This window comes from Blautia sp. AM47-4 (genome assembly GCF_003479865.1).
GTDB classification, from domain to species: domain Bacteria; phylum Bacillota; class Clostridia; order Lachnospirales; family Lachnospiraceae; genus Fusicatenibacter; species Fusicatenibacter saccharivorans.
Window position 1 is genome coordinate 1 of record NZ_QUHY01000113.1, and the last position, 660, is coordinate 660.

The following is a 660-nucleotide window of genomic DNA, read 5'->3' on the forward strand; positions in this document are numbered from 1 at the left end:
AAAATAAAGAGTGGATGGCGAAGAAAGACGGGGAAGAAAGTTATGACGATTAAAGAGATAAGAGAACGCTCCGGACTTTCACAAGGAGCTTTCTGCAAACGGTATGGGATCCCGAAAGGGACCTTGTGTCACTGGGAGAGTGGAGAAAGAAAGCTGCCGTCGTATGTGCTGAATTTGTTGGAAAGAGTTGTTGAACAAGATAAAATAAGAGGGGAGAAACTATATGAATTTAAAAGATGAAAAAATTTTATCGGCGTGGGAAGAAAAACAATCAATAACAGGTGTGCATAAAATTACTGGGTATAATTGGCAACAAATAGCAAAGGTATTATCTACGTATGGAATTGTTGCAAATGATACTCATGAAATTATTTTGAATTTGTATGATCGAGGAAAAAATGCAAAAGAAATTTCTAAAATAACTGGTTATGCAGAAACGACAGTTCATGCCTATTTACCGAGGGTAAGACCTGCATATAATGAAAACATTTCTGAAAACGCAAAACGGATAAAGAAATATAGACAAAACAAATAATATACGTACAAAAGACCGTGTCAAAAATTGACGCGGTTTTTTATTTGACAGGATAGACACAATGTGCTAAGATCTGAATGTGTCATTTTTGTGTCATGGGCTTTCGCAAAAATGGCGTATTTGCG

General features: G+C 36.2%; 2 protein-coding genes. Both read left to right on the forward strand.

The window, feature by feature from the left end; all coding sequences use genetic code 11:
• Nucleotides 1-240, forward strand: a 240-nt coding sequence (locus DW965_RS18905) for a helix-turn-helix domain-containing protein (RefSeq protein ID WP_243036695.1), incomplete at its 5' end; no start/stop codon positions are given.
• Nucleotides 224-535, forward strand: coding sequence for a hypothetical protein (locus DW965_RS18910; protein ID WP_119198687.1), 312 nt, complete (start codon nucleotides 224-226; stop codon nucleotides 533-535). The genes DW965_RS18905 and DW965_RS18910, both read left to right, overlap by 17 nt.
• Nucleotides 536-660: the final 125 nt, after the last annotated feature.